Source organism: Vibrio sp. 1562 (assembly GCF_033340155.1).
Taxonomy (GTDB): Bacteria; Pseudomonadota; Gammaproteobacteria; order Enterobacterales; family Vibrionaceae; genus Vibrio; species Vibrio alginolyticus.
The window spans coordinates 1-587 of the sequence record NZ_JAWOVY010000572.1 but is presented as its reverse complement, the minus strand read 5'-3'; the positions used below and the strand labels follow the sequence as shown (position 1 = coordinate 587).

Annotated in this window: 1 pseudogene; it reads right to left on the bottom strand. The window is 49.2% G+C overall.

Annotated elements, in window-relative coordinates:
- Positions 1-587: pseudogene (gene mukB, locus R7Z49_RS26460) on the bottom strand (chromosome partition protein MukB); the annotation flags it as partial.

The window sequence follows — 587 nt, the reverse complement described above, 5'->3', positions numbered from 1 at the left end:
AACGAGCTGTCATCAAAGGCATCTATGTCACCTTCAATGATGTACAAATCTTCCGGACAGTCGTCTAGCTCTACCAGTTTCTCTTCGATACCCGACAGGTCAGAAACCACAATCGCGTGACGTGCCGGACCATACATCGCGCTGAAGTACGGTGCATCGTCGATTGTAATGTCGTCGTAAATCTCAGATAGAAGCACACCGCCGAGCGTATCTGCCAAGCCTTTCAGACGAGGATCGTTTGAACCACCAGGTGATGCCAATCGTTCGATTTCGCTTTCTAGTTGCGAGCGACGCTCTGCCAGTTTGTCTTTCGCTAGAGACAACTCTTTCTCTTGCTCCAGAACAACCTGCATGTGGCTCATCACAGCATGGCGATCTTCTAACTCTACACCGCTTTGCTCACGCAATTTTTCCAACGCATCGTTAGCGGCAATCCAAGTTGGTGCAATGGCTTCTAGCTTGTTGATTTCTGCCGCAGCATCTTGTTCTAGACGACGCTGTTCACTGCGTTGTTCACGCAGCTCTTCTTGCGTCATTTCTAGCGTTTCGATTTGCATCGCATGACGTTCGCGTTCTTGTTCAAACGT